16 protein-coding genes are annotated in these 19692 nt (G+C 45.8%); 14 read left to right on the top strand and 2 right to left on the bottom strand.

Going from position 1 to position 19692, the window contains the following annotated elements; genetic code table 11:
* The 7 genes from C6H04_RS08045 to C6H04_RS00870 all read left to right on the top strand — a co-directional run.
* A partial coding sequence (locus C6H04_RS08045) for a hypothetical protein (protein ID WP_233711801.1) occupies positions 1–205 on the top strand: 205 nt, incomplete at its 5' end.
* Between the two features lie 77 nt (positions 206–282).
* Entirely contained in the window at positions 283–3534 is a 3252-nt protein-coding gene (locus tag C6H04_RS00845; RefSeq protein ID WP_104732065.1) for a hypothetical protein, read from the top strand.
* 17 nt (positions 3535–3551) lie between these two features.
* Entirely contained in the window at positions 3552–3788 is a 237-nt protein-coding gene (locus tag C6H04_RS00850; protein WP_104732066.1) for a BspA family leucine-rich repeat surface protein, read from the top strand.
* 133 nt (positions 3789–3921) lie between these two features.
* On the top strand, positions 3922–4941 hold the full coding sequence (locus C6H04_RS00855) for a GDP-L-fucose synthase family protein (protein WP_104732067.1): 1020 nt from the start codon (positions 3922–3924) through the stop codon (positions 4939–4941).
* Positions 4938–7130 (top strand): glycoside hydrolase, encoded by a 2193-nt coding sequence (locus C6H04_RS00860; protein ID WP_104732068.1) that lies wholly within the window; start codon positions 4938–4940, stop codon positions 7128–7130. The genes C6H04_RS00855 and C6H04_RS00860 overlap by 4 nt, the downstream gene beginning before the upstream one ends.
* Positions 7127–10450, top strand: coding sequence for a hypothetical protein (locus tag C6H04_RS07965; RefSeq protein ID WP_199767063.1), 3324 nt, complete (start codon positions 7127–7129; stop codon positions 10448–10450). Before C6H04_RS00860 ends, C6H04_RS07965 begins: the two co-directional genes overlap by 4 nt.
* Before the next feature lie 84 nt (positions 10451–10534).
* Positions 10535–10723 carry a hypothetical protein gene (locus C6H04_RS00870; RefSeq protein ID WP_158653798.1) on the top strand — a complete coding sequence of 63 codons (189 nt, stop codon included), beginning with the start codon at positions 10535–10537 and terminating at the stop codon, positions 10721–10723.
* Positions 10724–10959: 236 nt separating this feature from the next.
* Here the strand turns inward: C6H04_RS00870 and C6H04_RS00875 are convergent, their stop codons facing one another.
* Positions 10960–11565, bottom strand: coding sequence for an amidohydrolase family protein (locus C6H04_RS00875; RefSeq protein WP_267892263.1), 606 nt, complete (start codon positions 11563–11565; stop codon positions 10960–10962).
* Positions 11566–11870: 305 nt separating this feature from the next.
* Between C6H04_RS00875 and petA the strand changes: the two genes are divergently transcribed.
* The 3 genes from petA to C6H04_RS00890 are packed head-to-tail and all read left to right on the top strand — an operon-like array spanning position 11871 to position 14470.
* Positions 11871–12374: a ubiquinol-cytochrome c reductase iron-sulfur subunit gene (gene petA / locus C6H04_RS00880; RefSeq protein ID WP_104695818.1), complete on the top strand. Its 504-nt coding sequence runs from the start codon at positions 11871–11873 to the stop codon at positions 12372–12374.
* A 10-nt stretch (positions 12375–12384) separates the two neighbouring features.
* Positions 12385–13626, top strand: a complete 1242-nt coding sequence (locus C6H04_RS00885; RefSeq protein WP_104732070.1) for a cytochrome b — start codon at positions 12385–12387, stop codon at positions 13624–13626.
* Positions 13613–14470: a c-type cytochrome gene (locus C6H04_RS00890; protein ID WP_104732071.1), complete on the top strand. Its 858-nt coding sequence runs from the start codon at positions 13613–13615 to the stop codon at positions 14468–14470. The genes C6H04_RS00885 and C6H04_RS00890 overlap by 14 nt, the downstream gene beginning before the upstream one ends.
* Here the strand turns inward: C6H04_RS00890 and thrC are convergent.
* On the bottom strand, positions 14467–15921 hold the full coding sequence (gene thrC / locus C6H04_RS00895) for a threonine synthase (RefSeq protein ID WP_104732072.1): 1455 nt from the start codon (positions 15919–15921) through the stop codon (positions 14467–14469). The genes C6H04_RS00890 and thrC overlap by 4 nt on opposite strands.
* A 75-nt stretch (positions 15922–15996) precedes the next feature.
* Here thrC and C6H04_RS00900 point away from each other — a divergent pair, with 75 nt between their 5' ends.
* The 4 genes from C6H04_RS00900 (at position 15997) to C6H04_RS00915 (ending at position 19684) form a co-directional block, all read left to right on the top strand.
* Positions 15997–17688, top strand: a complete 1692-nt coding sequence (locus tag C6H04_RS00900) for an MBL fold metallo-hydrolase (RefSeq protein WP_104732073.1) — start codon at positions 15997–15999, stop codon at positions 17686–17688.
* A 111-nt stretch (positions 17689–17799) separates the two neighbouring features.
* Positions 17800–18828 (top strand): recombinase RecA, encoded by a 1029-nt coding sequence (gene recA, locus C6H04_RS00905; protein ID WP_104695813.1) that lies wholly within the window; start codon positions 17800–17802, stop codon positions 18826–18828.
* A gap of 2 nt (positions 18829–18830) precedes the next feature.
* The gene (locus C6H04_RS00910) at positions 18831–19082 is read left to right on the top strand and encodes a hypothetical protein (protein ID WP_104695812.1); all 252 of its coding nucleotides are present in this window, start codon (positions 18831–18833) and stop codon (positions 19080–19082) included.
* Positions 19083–19129: 47 nt separating this feature from the next.
* Positions 19130–19684 carry an AMIN domain-containing protein gene (locus C6H04_RS00915; protein ID WP_233710483.1) on the top strand — a complete coding sequence of 185 codons (555 nt, stop codon included), beginning with the start codon at positions 19130–19132 and terminating at the stop codon, positions 19682–19684.
* Positions 19685–19692 lie beyond the last annotated feature (8 nt).

Here is a 19692-nt window from a genome sequence, read left to right on the forward strand (position 1 = left end):
GTGGCTAAGATGTTTTCAGATTGTTGTTAAAACAGGCATTGCCTTTAGTAGTCAGGGTTCTTGCTATATCAATGCTTGTGGACATGCGGAACACTTGACAACTGAAAACCAAAGGTGTAAAGTAGACATGGATGAAACAAACATACAGCAGAAATCCCAGCCTTATAGAATGTGGCAGGTCTGTAAGAGCGGTGCACTCTTTTAGCGACCAGGTTAGCGACCAGGTGGGGTGTTCTTTAGTCGTTAATACCATGCGTTATTGTCAAAATGTCTCGTCTAAGCATGAATAAATCCCTAGCGCGTATAGTTTTTGCAATTTTTTTACCAGCCCTTGTTGGACTGGGTGTGTGGTGGATCACGCGCACGCCCCTAGCTACCCCCCAGCCTCCCAAGTGGAGTTTAGATAAAGGCGTGTTTTTAAACGCCTCACAAGAACTCTATGATTCTATGTTAGGGGCATTTCAAGAAACCACTAAGGGGATGTTATGCCCTAAGGGCTTTGATCCAGACATCTACTCTGTGGATATGGTGAAGAAATACGCCCCCACTTGGATTAATCTAGCTAGCAAAATGGTAGATGCACTCCCCATTGTCAAAGCCATCCAAGCGGAGTTGCCCCCATCCCTCGCCCAAGAAATTAGAAGTTTTGAGATTTTGCATGTGATTGCGCTCATGCGCTACAAGATTCCAGGCGTGGATTGCTATGACGATCCTCTATTTGCTCCAGATTATAAACTCCAACCCCTCCCCCTCCACCCAGAGGTCTTTTTAGAAAATTTTTCTACCAGTTTAGAGGTAGTCTATTTCCTACTCATACAGGCGTTCAAACAAGGCTTAGATTTAAAGGAATATCTGCGCTTTTTGGGCGAAAAGTCTGATATGCCCGCTTTTTTAAACGATTTGGGCGCGTATTTAGAGAAAAATAAAGTAGATGCACCCCAAAAGGGCACTTTTATCGCGCATTTGCAAGCCTTGCAATTCAGCACTCGGGCGTATCTTTTTATTGCAGAAAATTGGTGGTGGTATGGATCTACAGATACCTACTGGAGCTTAGGCGAATATGAGAGAGATAGCTACTATTCTGAAATCAATCAGCCTCTAGGTCTGTCTTTATCCACCATGCGATCTTTAAGCCATGCCTATCTCTTTGCTATCCATGCGCGCCTAGAGGGGATCACGGAAGTCAATTGGGAGATGAGTCCCATGCTTGAATATAGCTTGCCTAAAACAGTGCAAAATTTTTTCCATAATTTTCGCTTTATTGCCTTCAAACAGCCCTGCCTCTATCTCACTCCACAAAACACGATCCAAACCTTCCCCTCCAAAGAACCCCTTTGCCAAATCCTCAAAGACAACCCTCCTAATGTCAGCGCGCCTTTGCCTAAAGGTTTGGTGCAAGCCTTTCAAAACGCCCAAGATTTTCTCATACAGGCTTTTAATGCTCATAATAATTATGGTGAAAAGAAAATCACCTTTGCACAGATCAAGCCCGCCCTAAGCCAACACCTACAAGCCATTATCCAAGCCACCCCCCTACTAGCCCCCCTCAAAGGCAAAGAGTGGGATCACCTGCTAGATTACACGCAATCCCAGCTTTTAACTCTCTTGCAAGCTTATATGCGCAAAGCCAATGAAACGAGTAATGATCTGCACCGCATTATACGCCCCGCCACCTTTATTGCGCAAGATTATTTACACATGCTAGATTTGATCTACCCCTCTTTGCTCCAAGCTAAAAAGCAAGGGCTTGACCCTAGCTTGTATTTAAAAGCCTTGCAAGTTTCTAAACCCCTGCAAGCTAGACCCTGTAAAAACCCTTGCAATCCCATCCCTGACATCGCCTCTAGGGCATATCCTCAAGATTTAAAGGGCATGGGTTTAGCCCAAAAATTGGCCTTACACCAAAAAATAGTCAAGCCTTGCGATCGTTGTGTAGAGGGACCCGATGAGCTTGAATGGGATTTAGCCAACCAATGGCTTAAGAGTATGGATACACACACCCAAGAAGTTTTTCACTTATGGGATTTGCATGCCCAAAGACGCGTAGAGGCATTTTTGTATAGCCAAGAGTTTTATATAGATAGTATCCGAAGACCTGAACTTATCTCAGCGGAGCGTTTGCGCGCCAATCCCACCCCCTGCTTTGCTCCCCAATACCTAAGCGCACAGAGCGTGCAAAATTGCCAGCATATCTTTAAAGCCCAGAGTTTTAACCCCCTCTATTTTAAGGATTACTTAAGAAGTGTCCGACTCTTAAGCATAGGCAATAGCCCCTGCTTGTATTTGAATGCTCAAGAACAATTAAGCGGTTTTGACTCCAAAGAGCCCGCATGCCTTGCCCTACAAGATTGGGCACTCTACACCCCGCCCAAAGAGCTCACTTTGCCTGCTGTGTTCTTACAAAACCTGGATTCTATGCACACCCAAATTCGACATGTCCTGCAAAATGCCCCCTGCAGGCAAGATCATACCTCATTTTTAAAACCCCTCCTCCCCAGCTTAGAACAACAAGCCCAAAATGCCCTAGAATCCCTGCCTCTATTTGCGCACTTTAAAACTAAACTAGAGAAATACGATAAATACAGCGATGGTACCAATTTAAAACAGGTTATGGAAAGCGAAGCGGTTGCCTTAAAAAAACACATGCAAACCCAAGCGATCGTCTTTCTCTTTGCCCTTTTAGAGGGCAACTCTAGTCCGTGCCAGCAAAACCCCCTCTCTACCCAAGAGATTGCCAAAAACTTGGTGCGTGTGCTTGACTTTCTCTATAAACCTCTGCGTTACCAATCTCTGCTATCTGTCTATGATGCCTCTGAATATGTGAGCTTCCTTGCCCATCGTGCCACAGATAGACCCCAAGCGCAATGGGCGCATATTTTAGCCCCACTTATCGATTCGCATAAATTTGAAGAAAACAGCTACAATGGAAAACGCGCCTACGCGCTTTATCAAGATTATAAAATCGCTTTGCTAGCCTATCAAATGGTGCGCGAAATCCCTACAAAACTACTAAGTTGGGATTTAGCCACAGCCTTTAAAGAGTCCAACTCTTTAGAGTGTCAAGTAAGAGAAACAGATCCCTTAGACCTCTCGGCTGCAAGTCTTGCTAGATTCTTGAAGCAACCAAGTCCATCGGGCGATCTAAGGTTTGTTGATCTAAAGTTTTTTGCCCTCCAGCGTATCGCCCAATTCTTAGAAGGTTTAGAGGTGGTGCTCATGGATCAGCGTGCGGAGGATAGCGTATTTCACTTACCTAAACACCCTAGTGCGTGTCTGCACCCTGAATATCTGCACTCCAGCACCCAAGCACAATGTGCGGTTATGTTCGCCAAGCAAACCTACGATGTCGCGTCCTTGAAAACCTATTTAGATAGGTATAGGGTAATAAGCATTAGAGGAACGCCATGCGTGGTTTTAGATTCTGGGCAATTCCCTCAGCAAGTGCTCCCCTTGAGCTCCCTAGATCGTATGTGCCGTAGTTTGAGCGAGCCCATCAGTCAGCGCGATTGGTTTAAGGAAAATGAGGGGCGGTAGTATTTAGGGCTAAATTTATGCTAGACTCGGAGTCTATACTATTTGGGAGGTTTTTTATAAATTGCGACAATTTTAACCAGTCTTTAAATTGTTGGGATGTTTCTAGGGTAGAGAACATGCTAGGCATGTTTCACAATTGTGCTAGCTTCAACCAGCCTTTGGATGATTGGGATGTTTCTAGTGTAATAAAAATGGAACAGATGTTTGTAGGTTGCACCTCCCTCACAACCCTTCCCCATTGGTATCGCGCCTAAGATTGCTTCAGCTACACCCCTAAAATTTAAGCCCCGCGCTTAAGAAGTAAAGCGCGCACTTTAAGGGTGCTAGCCTACCTTGACATGCCCGCCCTGCTTGGCTATGATAGTTGTTTAAGACTAGGGAGAGTGCATGCAAGAGGGCGATAGAATTTTTGTAGCCGGGCATAGAGGCTTAGTGGGGCGCGCGATTGTAGCGTGTTTGCAAGAGCAAGGTTTTGACAATTTAATTTTAAAAACCCATTCTGAGTTAGACTTAACACAGCAAAATGCAGTCGAGCAATTTTTTAAGATAGAACGCCCCGACATCGTCATTTTAGCCGCGGCTAAAGTGGGGGGGATTTTGGCCAATAACACCTACCGCGCGGATTTTATCTACCAAAATTTAGCGATTCAAACCAACACGATCCACTGCGCCTACAAGTATGGGGTTAAAAAGCTCCTCTTTTTGGGCTCTACTTGCATTTACCCCAAAGAATGCCCCCAGCCTATTCAAGAGCAAGCCCTTTTAACTAGCCCCCTAGAGTTTACTAACGAACCTTATGCCATCGCTAAAATTGCGGGCTTAAAGATGTGTGAAGCCTACAACGCCCAGTATGGCACGCATTTTATTGCTGCGATGCCCACCAATTTATACGGCGAGCATGATAACTTCGATCTGCAAAACTCCCATGTCTTGCCCGCGCTCTTAAGAAAAATGCACCTAGCCCATTTGCTAGAGAACAACCGCCTAGATCTGGTGTTGCAAGATTTGCAAGTGTCTGGCCAGCAAGAAGCCTTAAGCATTTTAGAACAACACGGAGTGAGCGCACAAGGGGTGCAAATTTGGGGCAGTGGCGCGCCTAGACGCGAGTTTTTACATGTGCGTGATTTAGCCCGGGGGTGTGTATTTCTCTTAAAACACCAACAAGCCACCACTACGCTCAATCATACCAACATTGGCACAGGGGAGGATATTAGCATTAGAGATTTAGCCAACTTGATTAAAGAGATTGTGGGCTTTAAGGGGGCGTTGGTTTTTGACACCTCTAAGCCCGATGGGACTTTATTGAAGTGTAGCGATGTGAGTAAAATCGCACGCTTGGGTTGGAGGGCAAATATCCCCCTAGAAGAGGGGATTAAAAAACTCTATGAGTGGTATCAAAATAGATGAAGAAAACATTTTGGTTTATGATTCCCATTTTCTTCTTGTTCTTTGTGCCTAGTTTTGGCTTAGGCGCGCAACACACGCCCACAAACTCTATTAGCACCTCCCAAGAGCAAGCTTTTTTCAAAGCGGCTAAGGACCTCTATGATGCAATGTTAGATGATCATAACAGCGCCCTACAAGTTGCCCTTAAAGCGGAGTGCGACTCAAGTCAAATATATCAATCTTCTATGCCCCTACAGGTGGTAGCGCAGCACTACAAAATATGGATTAGCCTAGCTACCCAAATGATAGACCATGTACCTTTTATGGCGCGCTTAAAAAGCCTCCCTCTTTATGAGCAAATCAGGGGCTTTGAGGCTTTACATGTCTTGGCGATGGTGCGTGCTAAGATTATCGAGGTGAGTTGTAGGAACGCTCTAAAACACGGAGTACCCCCTCCAAAGCCCCTTGAAGCCCAAAAACTCTTAGAAGTTTTGCAACAAAACCTAGAGTTTATCTACCCCTTCTTGATCAACGCCTCCAAACAGGGCTTGCCTTTAAAATCCTTCTTGCATACTCTGCATTGGACAAGCATCCTTACATTCAGCGCATGCGAGTACCAAAGCACTCTACTTTCACAGCTACACTTCTCCTCAAAAGAGGACTCCGCCAAGCTCAAAGAATTAAAGGACATCTTAGCCAAAGACTCCTCGCCAACTATCCTGCGCTTTAAAACCCTAAGAGCGGGTTTAGATAATTTCCTCTTGGATAGCTTTGATTATGACTTCCCTCGTACAGAAAGCATAGCCTATAACGAACAACTTATAGAAAATTTCTACCAACAGGTCCAAGAGACTTTAGGCTTGAGCCTGCAAGATATCCATCGTTGGAGAGATTATTACGCTTACCGCTTTAACACATGGTTATATAGTGTGCGCGCCCTAAGCGCCTCTCAACCCCTTGCCACCCCTGATCTCTTTGCTTGCTTCAATGCCTCTAAAGAAGACATCCCTGCATGCCAAGTCTTATTAAAGCATCCCAATGCATATTTCTACCGTTACTTTCGGCATACCCGCCTCATTAGCTTTAACGACCAGCTTTGTCTCTATCTCACCCCCCAAAACACGCTCCAAACCTTCCCTTCTAAAGACCCTCTTTGTCAGACCCTACAGGCAAACCCTCCCCAAATGGGTATGATCGTGCCTTCCAATTTGATCAAAGCCTTTCAAGAGGCTCAAGACACCTTAATGTACATGTTAGATACACCCCCCCATGACCCCAAACCCTTTAAAAAACGCCTAAAAACCATTTTGCAAGCCACCCCTCTAGCCTCTCTGCGGGGGGCTAAATGGCATCATTTGCTGGAGTACGAACAAGTCCATCTTTTAGCCCTCCTAAGAGGCTCGATAAAAGATTCTGATTTGAATATATACAAACACCACGCCGCTTTTACCCCCATCCCTGTGTTGGCATACCATTACCTCCACCTGCTTAATTTTTTCTACACCCCTTTAATAGAAGCCACTAAACAAGGCTTAAGCCCTAGCGTGTATTTACAAGACCTCAAAAAATCCGCTCGTAGTGCTACCAACCCCTGCGCGCAAAAAAACCTCTGTAAGCCACCTAAAAACATAGAAGAAAGCCCGTGGCTTGAAGATTTTAAAACCGCCAAATTAGGTAGTTATCTTATAAGTGATGAAGGTAGTAGTTCTCCCTATGTTCCCTTTGTCTGGTGGAGTGTTATATCCCGAACTCACAAGCAAGGTGAAACTTCACCCAATAAAGGTTTAGCCCTGCGATGGACTCCCAAGCAAGCCCCACTATGGGATTTGCACTATAAAAGACGCATTGAGGCGTTTTTCACCAACAAAGACTTTTACACAGACACGCTATTACACCCAGAGAAAATCTCTGCAGATCGTCTACGCGCCAACCCCACCCCCTGCTTTACCCCCAAATATTTAAACCAGCAGAGCGTGCAAAACTGCCAACTAATCCTAGAAAAGCAACGCTTTGACGAGTCTAAAATCCGCGACTATTTAGAAAGCATGAGACTTTTAAGCGTGGATGGCAGTCCCTGCTTGTATCTGCACGGCAAAGAGCAATTGCGCGGCTTTAACTCTAAAAACCCCCTCTGTCAAGCCCTGCAAACACGACCCCCTAATTTCTCTCCCCCAAGCCATATTTCAAAAAGGACACTTGTCAACCGATGAAAAAACATGCAGTATGGCCATGGTTTGTGATCCCTACTTTTCTAGCAGTTTTTTTACTGAGTTTTTGGTTTATCGCGCGCACCCAGCACACGTCTCCCAACAGCGCGTCCTTCCCCCTAGAAAAAGAGGCTTTTTACCAAGCAGCACAAAGTCTTTATGACTCCATGCTCAATGCCCATAAAGAAGCCTCTGAAAATGCCCGCTGTGGTGGTGGTGCGGACCCTGATTATGATTCTATAGAGATGATCAAGCGCCATGCTAAAACTTGGATCAAGTTAGCCACGCAGATGGTAGATGCGCTCCCCACTATCAAGCAGATTCAGGCCAGTTTGCCTAAAGCCCTAGCTACGCGCATTAGAAACTTTGAAATCTTGCATGCCCTCTCTTTAGTGCGCGCCAAGATTCCAGATGTAGATTGTTATGGCGATCGCAGACCCCCGGACTACGATGCTGTGGATAAGTACTTTGATTCCTTTACCCCCTACGCGCTTAAAAAAGAAGAATTTTTACAAGCTTATTCTACGAGCTTAAAGCTCGTTTATGCGCTCTTGATCCAAAGCGCACAACAAGGGCTAGATATTAGCGCTTACTTGCGCTTCTTAGAGGACAAACCTGACAACACGCCCCTTGAGCTCAGGGATGCAGGCAATTACGACATGGACGCTTCTAAAAATCCTTTAGTTATTGCGCAATTGAAAGCTTTGTACTTTAGCACAAACTCCTATCTTTTTTTTACTGACACCATGAGTGGTCTAGGGCATTATAGTGCTGAAGCCTATTATAAGGAGATTTATAAGCCCTTAAATTTGGATTTAGAATTTACTAGGGCTTTGAACCAGTATTATATGAGCGTGCTTTGGCGTGTTTATGGGGTGGCTAAACTATTCAATCAAGCCCAACCCCTAGAGCAAACCCTTAAAAATTTTCCCCACATTTGTTTTAACGCGACTCTATCTAAAGAGATGGAGACAGCGTGTCGCGGGGTCTTGGCGCGCCCTAACGCCCCCCTACAAGACTACTTGCGCAACTTTCGCCTCATAGGCTTTGATAACCAACCCTGCCTCTATCTCACTTCCCAAAACACCCTTAAAACCTTCCGCTCTAAAAATCCCCTTTGCCGTGTGTTGCAAGCCCACCCCCCTAACATGGGCGCGCCTCTGTCTAAAGACTTGATTCTAGCGTTTCAAAACGCCCAAGATTTTTTGAAAAATACCGCACCCACGCGCGATGCCCAGAATCTGCAAGAGTGGTTGCCCACTGCTAAATCATATTTTAACGCCATTTTGCAAGCCACCCCTCTAGCCTCTTTGCAAGGCTCTAAGTGGGCTTACCTGCTAGATTATGAGAGCCTGCATCTCTTAGCCCTCTTAGAGGGCGAACTAGCAGATTCCGATCAATTCAACGATCTTAAATTTTATTTTACCAACACCCCCGCACCCCTGTTAGCACAAGATTACGCGCGCTTGTTGGATTTCATCTACACCCCCCTCATCCAAGCCTCCAAACAAGGGCTTGATCCTAGCTTTTATTTGAAAAATCTTCAAGACTCCCAATTCCATGCCATCCACCCCTGCGCTACTAAAGACTATTGCACTTTGCCCCCTGACATTCCCCCCAGTGCGTGGCTAGAGGACTTTAAAAGCGCCGATCTGGCTATGGACTTTGCAGCACACAGCGGAAGTTTTGGGTTGGATTGGTTTAATGCGGATACGTGGTATAAAAGCCTCTCTGTTAGCCAACAGCAAGCCTTTAAACTATGGGATCTGCACTATAAAAAACGCGTGGAAGCCTTTTTTTATGCCAAAGATTATTATGTAGATACCCTAAAACACCCCGAACGCCTCTCTGCGATGTACTTGCGCGCCAACCCCACCCCCTGTTTTTACCCCAAATATCTCAGCCCAAAGAGCGCGCAAAATTGCCAACAAATCCTAAAAGCACAGAGTTTTAACCCCTTTAGATACCGCGAATATTTGAGAAGTTTCATGCTCTTAGGCATAGACAATAGCCCCTGTTTGTATTTGAACGCCAAAGAAGAATTACGCGGCTTTGACTCCAAAAATCCCTCTTGTAAGGCCCTGCAAGCATGGGCGCTCTACACTCCACCCAAAGAGATCGCTTTGCCCCCCTTGTTTTTACAGCATGTAGAGGCGATGCGCACGCTCTTAGAAAGTGCCCTGCAAGAGGCGCACACACAAGACCCCACATGCCAGCAAGATCGCACGCAATTTTTGCAAGGCGTGTTACCTCAGCTAGAACAACAAGCCCAAAGTGCCCTAGAATCCTTGCCCTTATTTTCTAATTTTAAACCCAACAATGACAAAGAGAAGGCGTTATTAAAGCGCATGCAACAACAAGCCATGTTTTTGCTCTTTGCGCTCTTAGAGGGGGGCTCTGAGGATACCTGCCAAAAGAACACCCCCACTTCTACAGAGACAATCACCCAAAACTTGATCCGTGCTCTAAATTTTCTCTATCAACCCTTGATCCGTGCCCACGCGCAAGGGTTAGATGCGGTGTGGTATGTGCACACCCTAGCGCATATCCAAGACTTAAAACATTGCGGTGGTTGTGGGGATTTAGGTAAAAGGGTGCAGGATTTTATAGATCGCCGTTACAATGCGGGGAATACCTATGATGGGCGCATTGCTTACACGATTTATCAAGATTTTGACATCGTGTCCTTAGTTTACGACCTCATCATGAGCAAGTCTAACCCCCATTTGGGCTACAATCTGCTCAACACGCTTAAAATAGCCCGCACCCATGCGCTCCAACAAAATGACTCTAAGAAGGAAGATCGTATTTTTATCTTTTCTTGGGATAAAGATGGGGATGGAGATATGCATTTTTTAGGCTCTACAAATCAAAATGGCAATCAAGCTCTTGATCTCTCTAAAGAGGGTATCTCTACCATGATGGACAAACAAAAGCCCCTGCGCCCCATGAATTTTTTTGCCTTAAGACGAGTCGCCCAGTTTTTAGATGCCCAAGAGGCTCTCTCTGTCGATCAGGGCGATGATGTCTATAATACCCCTATTTTCTTCCCCAGATACCCTAGTGCGTGTTTGCGCCTGGAGTACTTGCGTGAGAGCACACAAACAGAGTGTGCGCAGATGTTTAGGAGTGAAAAATACGATGTGTCCGCCTTGAAAGCGTATTTGCAAGACTACATAATGGTGAGCTTACAGGGCGTGCCTTGTTTGTATTTAGATGAACAAAAGCAGGTTAATGGCTTGGGTTCTGCTAGTAGGCTATGCCAAAGCCTGCTCAAACCCTTGAGCAAAAAAGGATGGTTTTATCACGATGAAGGGCATTAGTTGATGCGTAAGCGCGTTTTATGAGGGGTGTCTTTAGGAATTGTTATCATAGCCTTAATCGCGACTTTGTTGTTTAAAAACCACTTGGATACACTACAAGAGCGCGCACCCACACAGAGTGCCCCGGACACAGACGCGTTTATCAGGGCTGCCCAAGAGTTATATGACTCCATGGTGAGTGCACACAAAGCCGCTTCTATGTTAGCCCTTAACGATGCCCCATGTTGGGTACACATGTCAGATCCCACTTACAAACCTGCCAGCGTATTTTGACAGGGCAGAGCCTTAGTCCTCCCCCTTTCAAAGACTATCCACAGCGCTATAAACTCTTAAGTATCCATAACACCCCCTGCCTTTACTTAAATTCCAAACAAGAGCTACAATGCTTTGCCTCCCATGACCCTTTTTGTCAAGGCTTACAAGTGTGGGCTTTAAGTAGTTCCCCTAAAGTTACAAGAACCTATTAAAAGCAAACTATAAACTCACCCCCATTGAGGGGGTGCTCATGCCTAGAAGAAAGTGTAGCGTTGAGCTAAAGACACTTCAGAGGCGGGTTTAGAGGTGCAGAGTTTGCCATCTACAAAGACCTCGAAGGTCTTAGGATCCACGGTAATTTTTGCCGTTTTGTTATTAAATTTGAAATCCTTCTTGGTGATATTGCGGCAGTTTTTCACCGGTAACACCTTGCGCTCTAAGCCTAGCTCTTCTTTTATCCCATTTTCATAAGCGACTTTGGAAACGAAAGTGATGCTGGTGTCAAACTTGGCCTTGCCATGGTGACCAAACATTTCGCGGTAATAAACCGGTTGGGGGGTGGGCACAGACGCATTAGAATCGCCCATTTCAGAGAACACTACCATGCCGCCTTTGATCACAATCTTAGGTTTCACACCAAAAAAGGCAGGATTCCACACCACTAAGTCAGCGATCTTGCCTTCTTCTACAGAGCCGATATACTCGCTCACCCCATGGGTTAAAGCAGGGTTGATGGTGTACTTGGAGATGTAGCGCTTAATGCGGAAATTGTCATTTTCTTGGCTGTCCTCTGGGAGCTTGCCAAATTCCTTTTTATTTTTATAAATACCCCTTGCTTGTACTTGGATATTAATCAGCAAGTTAAGGGCTTAGATTCTGTAGATTCTCTATGCCAAAACCTCTTAAAACCCATTGCACATGAAGGATGGTTCTTGCACGATGAAGGGCATTAGTTGACACACTCTCCATATTATCAAGCTAGGGGCTTTAGGGTGTAAGTGGTAAATCCTACCCTACTCACTAAGCCATGGTAGCATGCCAATGGATTTCACTGCACCCTATATTAAGCCCATGCGCCCGATGTTTGGCATGCTACCCCCAAAAGCATAGTATTAGACTTTTTCATGTAAAATCGTAGCTTGCAATAATCAACTTAGGAGTGATGATGGCGGAGATGAATCGGCGGGACTTTTTGAGCATGGCTTTAGCTGGGGTAGCGGGCGTGGGCGCGCTATTTAGCTTGGTGGCCATGAAAAAAACTTGGGACCCCTTGCCCAGTGTCGTTTCGGCAGGTTTTACCAGCGTGGATGTAAGCAACATGAAGGATGGCGAGTTTTCCAGCGTGGAGTGGCGGGGTAAACCAGTCTACATTATCAAAAAAACCCCACAAGACGCCTTTGATCCCAAGCGCGATTTCAAGATTCAAGATGGGGTGTTCACAGTGGGGATTCAAATTTGCACCCATTTAGGCTGTATTCCCAATTTTGAATCCAACCAACAAGGCTTTTTATGCCCCTGCCATGGAGGGCGTTTTACCAGCAATGGGGTAAACATTCCAGGCACGCCTCCGCCCCGTCCCTTTGAAATCCCTCCTTTTAAATTAGAGGGTAGCAAAATCACCTTTGGCGAAGTGGGGCCAGAGTATAAAAATATGGTCGCGCACGCGTAAAGGATAGAGAATGGCAGAAATCAAAAAAGCAACGGGAGTTGTGGACTGGCTGGATCAACGCCTAGGGGTCAAGAAGCTCACGAAAGTGTTAATGACAGAGTATTGGATTCCCAAAAACATTAACTTTTTATGGGCGATGGGGGTGATTTTGCTCACCCTCTTTGGCTTGTTGGTGATCTCGGGTATTTTTCTCTTAATGTATTACAAGCCCGATGCCAAACTAGCTTATGACAGCGTGAATTTTACGATCATGCAGGAAGTTGCTTATGGGTGGTTGTGGCGGCATATCCACGCCACCGCGGCGAGCATGATCTTTGTGATTCTCTACATCCATATGTTTGTAGCAATCTACTATGGCTCTTATAAAAAGGGTCGGGAGATGATTTGGATCAGTGGGATGCTCTTGTTTGTGATCTTTAGTGCAGAAGCCTTTAGCGGGTATATGTTGCCTTGGGGGCAGATGAGCTATTGGGCGGCCTCAGTGATCACGGAGTTATTTGGGAAAATCCCCGTCATTGGTCCGGATTTGCTAGTGTGGATTCGAGGCAACTATGTAGTGGCGGATGCGACGCTTACCCGTTTCTTTATGCTGCATGTCTTTTTATTGCCCGTGGTGATCCTAGCCATTGTGGGTATGCATTTTTATTCTCTGCGCATTCCCCATGTCAATAACCAAGAGGGCGAAGTGCTCGACTTTGAAGCTGAAGAAAAGAAATTCAAAGAGGGTAAAAAGAAAGAATCTAAGGTTATACCCTTTTGGCCTGTTTTCCTCTCTAAGGATATTTTTGTTGTCTGCGCGTTCATGGTCTTTTTCTTCTACTTGGTGTGTTATCACTATGAATTTGCGATGGACCCCATTAACTTTGAGCGCGCCGACAGCCTTAAAACTCCGCACCATATCTATCCCGAATGGTATTTCTTGTGGAGTTATGAAGTCCTGCGTGGCTTTTTCTTCAATGGTAATTTAGGGTTAGTCGCCTTTGGAGTTGCCCAAGTGATCTTCTTTCTCCTGCCCTTCTTGGATAATAGCCCTGTGGTTAAACCCGCCCACCAGCGCAAAGCGTTTCAAATTTGGTTCTGGGTGTTAGTCATTGACATGGTGGTGTTAACTGTCTATGGTAAGTTGCCCCCCGTGGGGAATAACAAGTATGTCGGGTTTGTGGCTTCCATTGTCTTCTTAGCCCTCTTTTTTGTAGTCCTGCCCCTCATTGCACGCGCTGAAAAGAAAGGGGGGCACAATGAAGGAGCTTAAAATCCTAGCGATTTTGATCGTGGTGATCGGGGTGCTTTACTGGGGAGTGGAGCCCTACGCGCATAGTGTGATGGAGCCAAAAGTGCCCCCCGCCGACTTTGCCTTTAAGGATTTAAAGCCCATAGACTTGAGTAAGGGCGATGTAGCAAAAGGCAAGGATTTAGTTGCCCAAAACTGCACCGCCTGCCATGGCATTGAGAGTCAAAAAATCCCTGCTCCTATGGACCATGCTAGTGCGGGGGCAAGCTTTGGGGTTGTACCCCCCGATCTCTCCCATGTGGGCAGCGTGCTCAACCCTCAATTCCTAGCTCATTTCATCAAAGACCCGGTGAAAACAGCCAAACTTACTCATAAGTATAAGGATGATAATCCCTATCCCATGCCTGCTTTTGCACAATTCAGTGATCAGGATTTGGCCGATGTTGTAGCTTACTTGGTTTCTATCGCGCCCAAAAAGCTTACAGATAAGGAAGTCTTTGCCCAAGCCTGCCAGCGCTGCCATGATATTAAATACGATAAAGTACAAGCGATCAGCGATCCTAAAGACTTGCACCGCTATTTAGGGGCTGCAGTGCCTGATCTCTCCATGATGATTCGCTCTCTAGGGCATGAGAAACTCGAGATATTCCTCAATGACCCCCAAAAACTCTTGCCCGGAACAGCCATGCCTAGAGTGGGCTTAAACAAGGAATCGCAAGAGCAAATCATCCACTACCTAGAGAAAGTGGGAGATAGCAAGAAACATCAACGCGACGCACTGGGCATTAAAATCATGGTTTTCTTTGCCGTGATGACCTTACTTGCCTATGTATGGAAACAAAAGGTGTGGCGACAAGTGCATTAAAGGGTTTCTAGCCACGCATCGATGTGGTTGGAGAGTTCTGTAAGTGCACAGGTTTGCTGATGTATGCGGGGTTTGTCTAAAAGCTCATGGATACAAGCGGGGGGATGAATCCCTAATTTGGCAAGTTTCACCAGGGCTTGCGCGTCATCTGTGCTTTCTTCTTGGCATAGGGCCAGTAAAGTGCTTTGGGCGAATTTACTCCAAGAGGCGGTAGACACCACCACACATGGTGTGTGGCTCTCAAGGTGTTCATAGGCATAAAGAGCCGTCGCAGTGTGGGGGTCTACCAAATAGTGGTGATCACGATAAATGCGCGCAATGGTACTTAGACAATGCGCGTCATCGCAGCTAAAGCTTTCAAAATGCGCTTGCAGGCTCTGTAGTTCGCTAAGAGTGAGGGTATAGCGTCTCTGTGTTTGGAGTTCTTGCATGCATTCCTGCGTGCGAGCAGGTCCAAAGAGGGCATAAAGAAGGCGTTCGATATTAGAGCTCACCAAAATATCCATCGCTGGGGAGTGGCTTTTTTGCAGGCGACGCGCTTTGAGGTCATATACCCCCGTGTTGAAAAACTCAGTGAGCACATCATTGACATTGGACACCACACTAATTTTCTCTACGGGTAAGCCCATTTGTTTGGCGTAAAACGCACCTAAGGCATTGCCAAAATTCCCACTGGGTACCATGATTTTGATAGGATCGCCATAAGAAACCACACCCATGCGCACCAAATCCAAATACCCCCAAATGTGGTAGATAATCTGGAATACAACCCGTCCAAAATTGATTGAATTAGCCACACTTAAGTGTAAACCTTTTTGGGCTAAATGCGCTTGAAAGGCTTCATCGTGCAAAAGGGTTTTAAGCGTGCTTTGGGCGTCGTCAAAATTCCCCTCTAAGCCTAGCACCTTGAGATTGGGCGCGTCCATGGTTTGCATTTGCAGGGCTTGGATTAGACTTGTGCCCCTAGCTGGATATAAACAACAAACGCGAGTATTGGGTAAGTTAGCAAAGCTAGCCAAGGTCGCAGGGCCAGTATCCCCACTGGTAGCCACCATGATGAGGTACTTTTCTTGGCGTTGTTGGGCTAGTTGTGAGAATAAAATTCCAAAGGGCTGGAGTGCCATGTCTTTAAAGGCTAGAGTGGGGCCATGCAAAAGTTCTTGGACATACACAGGGGTTTTAAACCCACACAGAGCGTGCAAAGGAGCGATAGCCTCAAACTTGGAGTAGCGCGCAAGGGCATGATCCAAGAGGGCAGGTTCAAGATTGATCTCCAATGTTTGGAAAAGGGCATGCGTGGCTTGGACATAACCCAAAGGTAGGTAGGTGGAAAAATCCACCTGTGGCAAACTCTGGGGCACGCATAGGCCCTGCATGTGGCTAGGATGGAGCAAAGCGCGCTCAAAACCTTCTATAGTTGTGCCGCTTCTGCTATCTACCAATAATGCCATGAGCGATCCTTAAGAGTTGGGGATTTTGGCAAGATTTTAGTATAATGCGCCTTTAATTTTTGCCATGGAGATGCCATGCCAGCTTTGCCATCCAAGAACGCGCGCGCGCCTGTTAAACTGCGCCGTGTGGGACTTTTTGAAACCAATACGAATGTTCAAAGTCTCTCTGTGCGGGGTTTATTGGAGGGCATTAATGACATGGGTGAGTTCATTATTAAGATGAAAAAACATGTCAAAATGGGAGAAAAACCCGAAGTAGATTGGATTATCAACACCATTTGCGATCATAAGGGGGATAAACTCCTGCACAAGAAGGGCATTGCTTCCTGCCCTCATTGCGCATGGAATTTGTATTTGAGCACTTTGAGTTATGATAATGGACGCAGGAAACAACCCCTCAAATATCGCATAGAAGGGCGCACTCTTCAGATAGAAACCACCACTGATTTATCCAATCCTTATCAGTCTAGCTTTAAGGGAGATTTTAAGATTCGTTATCTTAACCACGCCTGTCTGTATATTGAAGCGGGTGGAATCAAGTTCATCACCGATCCTTGGTTATTGGGCCCCGCTTTTTTAGGGGCAAGTTATTTGGAAAAAGCTAGCTGCAAGGAAGCGGTGCATTGCTTGGTGCAGGCGGATTTTATTTTTATCTCCTCTAATCGCTCTAGCTGTCTGCACCCTCAAACTCTAGCCTTCGTGCCTAGAAGTAAGCCCTTTATTGTGGGCAATTTTCCCTCTAAAAGCATAGAACGCGCCCTGAAAAACTTAGGTTTTGCCAATATCTTTCCCCTCGAATTCCAGGAAATCTACGAATTTAGCTCGTTTTTTCAATTTAGCGTCCTTAGAGCTGGTGATGGCTCAGAAGAAAGTGGGCTTTATTTGTGCCTCTGTGGACATGATGTGCTCATCAACCCCTATGCCAGTTATATCAACCGCTTCAATTTACCCAGTGGGTTAACTTTGCTCTGCACCGCCTTTTTTGGAGAAACTTCGGGCTTTCCTTTCTGCATTGACAATTACACCGGTCAAGAAAAGAAGGCGTTGCACAATGCCTACTTAGAAGGACAAAAGCAGCAATTAGAAAAACTCATCGATATCACCAAACCTGCCTATGTCTTACCCATTGCAACTCCCTATTTGCAAGAGAGTCCTCGAGATGCGATCATCAAGCGCATTAACACGCATAACGACCTTATAGAGTGCAGTAAAATTTGTGATCTCTACAGCCGCACGCACCGAGAAACTCCCGTCAAATACCTCGCTCCCAATGATACACTCACTTTGGAATTCAAGACCGCAGATTTAGTGCAGTGGCAAGAAGAAGTGCACATACTCAAAAAAGATCTCCCTCCAAAGTATGTGCAATTCTATGCTAAAAACTTCACTTACAATCCCCATAAACTGATGGGTTTTCTCAAGCTTTCTACCTATAGGGCTAACCAAATTGTCAGTTTCATCCCTACTAATGATAGCTTTGATAAAATTGTAGCACCTATTGTAGAGGCCAACTTCGCTGCCCAGAGTTTTAAAATTGTAGAAGAGAACGCACTCATTTCTAGCCAGCAGGGTTACCGCGTTATGCAATTAAAAGTACGCCAAGAGATTTTGGCTTGTATCGTTGAAAATCATCTTCCATTCGAAGAAATGTTACGCGGTTTTCATTGTCGTATCAAGCGCAATCCTAATGCTTATGAGGCTAACTTTTGGTATCACTTCAGCCATCCTTATAGTTCACCAAAACCCTATAGCCTTAAACTGGACTAACCAGCTCGTGCTCCCTGGACTCTAAGATGTGCTTGTGCATTGTCTTTGCTGAACCTAAGTTGACTTTAGCCATTCTTTTGTTAAGATCGCGCTTTACTCAAAGGATTTCCCATGGATGAACAGAAACAGAAAGCCTTGGATTTGGCCATCAAGCAGATCGATAAGGTCTTTGGGAAAGGTGCCTTGATGCGCTGGGGAGATAAGGAAATCGAACCCATCGAAGCGATCTCTACGGGTTCGCTAGGGCTTGATATTGCGCTGGGCGTTGGGGGTGTACCTAGGGGGCGCATTGTGGAAATCTATGGACCTGAGTCGAGTGGGAAAACTACCCTGACCTTGCATGTTATCGCTCAAGCGCAAAAGAATGGGGGCACATGCGCTTTCATCGATGCTGAACACGCCCTAGATGTGCAGTATGCCAAAAAGTTAGGCGTGGATGTAGATAATTTGCTGATTTCTCAACCAGATACGGGAGAAGAGGCCCTAGAGATTTTAGAAACTTTAGCGCGCAGTGGGGCGGTGGATGTGATTGCCGTTGACTCGGTCGCCGCACTCACCCCTAGGGCAGAGATTGAAGGAGACATGGGGGATCAACATGTGGGCTTGCAGGCACGCTTGATGAGTCAGGCTTTACGCAAGATCACGGGTGTGTTGCACAAGATGAACACCACTTTGATCTTCATTAACCAAATCCGCATGAAAATTGGCATGATGGGTTATGGAAGCCCAGAAACCACGACGGGAGGGAACGCGCTCAAATTTTACGCAAGTGTGCGTTTGGATATCCGTCGCATTGCCACTCTCAAACAAAACGATCAATCCATTGGGAATCGAGTCAAAGTAAAAGTGGTTAAAAACAAGGTTGCCCCTCCCTTTAAAGAGGCTGAGTTTGACGTGATCTATGGGGAGGGGATTAGCCATGCAGGCGAGCTCATCGATTATGGAGTCAAGCTGGACATCGTAGACAAGAGCGGAGCGTGGTTTAGTTACCAAAACACTAAGCTAGGTCAGGGTAAGGAAACTTCAAGATTAGTCCTTAAGGAGAACCAAGACCTAGCCCTAGAAATCGAAGAGAGGATCAAGGAAAAACTCTGTTTTGGTGATAAAACCCATGTGCTTGGTATGCCCACTGAGAGTTAGAGATGTTATTAACGCTGTGGCAGTTGGCTTATCTGTACCGCTATGCCTTGTTGCTCGTGGCTGGACTTGCGGCGTTGGGACTCTATATCGGGGCCTTGCTCTTTGGAGAAAGCTCGTTTGAGGTGCTCAATGCGCTCAAGGATAAACAAGTGAATTTGCAGGCCAGCGTGCAGAATCTACAGTATGAAAATGCTAAGTTGCAAAAGCAACTCTTTGAGCTTAAAGAGCTAGAGCCGCCCACGGGTGGTCGCTGATGAGGATTGCTAGCAAACTAGTCGTATTTGTGCTGTTAGGCGCACTTATGGCAAGGGAAGATCCTTTTGAGCCCGCTAACAAGGGCATGCATGGAAGCGCAAACATGCTTGAGGATGTTGTGGCGGATTATTTCAAAACTCTTAAGATCACTCTACCAACCACCGCCAGGGTGTTGACCAAAATTACCTTGACTTATCAAGATGTCGATGCCTCTGTTCACACCAAGGAAATTGATATTGGGCGGCGCATCGATTGGCACTATCCCCTAAAACTTACCCAAGAAAAGGCCTTTCTGCAACCCGAAGAGAGCACCTATAATATTGCTAATTTTGAGTTTTGGATTCGAGAGAATAAATTATATCTGCGCACTACCTCCAAAATCCAACGCTCGTTTATCTTGCTCGATCCTTATCGCATTGTCATTGACATTGATAGAAAAGAACCTACCTTGCATGAAATACTCAAAGTGAACCAGAAGCATGTTAATCAGGTTACCTTGAGTACCCATGATCGTTTCTACCGCTTTGCTATCGAATTGGACGGCCGGTATAGCTACCAGATTGCGCAAAAAGACAACTATCTTGTCGTTACTCTGTATTGATATATACT

It is taken from the genome of Helicobacter salomonis (assembly GCF_900197775.1).
Classification (GTDB): domain Bacteria; phylum Campylobacterota; class Campylobacteria; order Campylobacterales; family Helicobacteraceae; genus Helicobacter; species Helicobacter salomonis.

Bases quoted from the DNA above. Each gene is read 5' to 3' on its own strand.
- C6H04_RS00890 (WP_104732071.1), top strand. From the start codon at position 13,613: ATGAAGGAGCTTAAAATCCTAGCGATTTTGATCGTGGTGATCGGGGTG.
- thrC (WP_104732072.1), bottom strand. From the start codon at position 15,921: ATGGCATTATTGGTAGATAGCAGAAGCGGCACAACTATAGAAGGTTTT.
- C6H04_RS00915 (WP_233710483.1), top strand. From the start codon at position 19,130: ATGGCAAGGGAAGATCCTTTTGAGCCCGCTAACAAGGGCATGCATGGA.
- C6H04_RS00885 (WP_104732070.1), top strand. From the start codon at position 12,385: ATGGCAGAAATCAAAAAAGCAACGGGAGTTGTGGACTGGCTGGATCAA.
- recA (WP_104695813.1), top strand. From the start codon at position 17,800: ATGGATGAACAGAAACAGAAAGCCTTGGATTTGGCCATCAAGCAGATC.
- C6H04_RS00910 (WP_104695812.1), top strand. From the start codon at position 18,831: ATGTTATTAACGCTGTGGCAGTTGGCTTATCTGTACCGCTATGCCTTG.
- C6H04_RS00860 (WP_104732068.1), top strand. From the start codon at position 4,938: ATGAAGAAAACATTTTGGTTTATGATTCCCATTTTCTTCTTGTTCTTT.
- petA (WP_104695818.1), top strand. From the start codon at position 11,871: ATGGCGGAGATGAATCGGCGGGACTTTTTGAGCATGGCTTTAGCTGGG.
- C6H04_RS00850 (WP_104732066.1), top strand. From the start codon at position 3,552: ATGCTAGACTCGGAGTCTATACTATTTGGGAGGTTTTTTATAAATTGC.
- C6H04_RS00900 (WP_104732073.1), top strand. From the start codon at position 15,997: ATGCCAGCTTTGCCATCCAAGAACGCGCGCGCGCCTGTTAAACTGCGC.
- C6H04_RS00855 (WP_104732067.1), top strand. From the start codon at position 3,922: ATGCAAGAGGGCGATAGAATTTTTGTAGCCGGGCATAGAGGCTTAGTG.
- C6H04_RS00845 (WP_104732065.1), top strand. From the start codon at position 283: ATGAATAAATCCCTAGCGCGTATAGTTTTTGCAATTTTTTTACCAGCC.
- C6H04_RS07965 (WP_199767063.1), top strand. From the start codon at position 7,127: ATGAAAAAACATGCAGTATGGCCATGGTTTGTGATCCCTACTTTTCTA.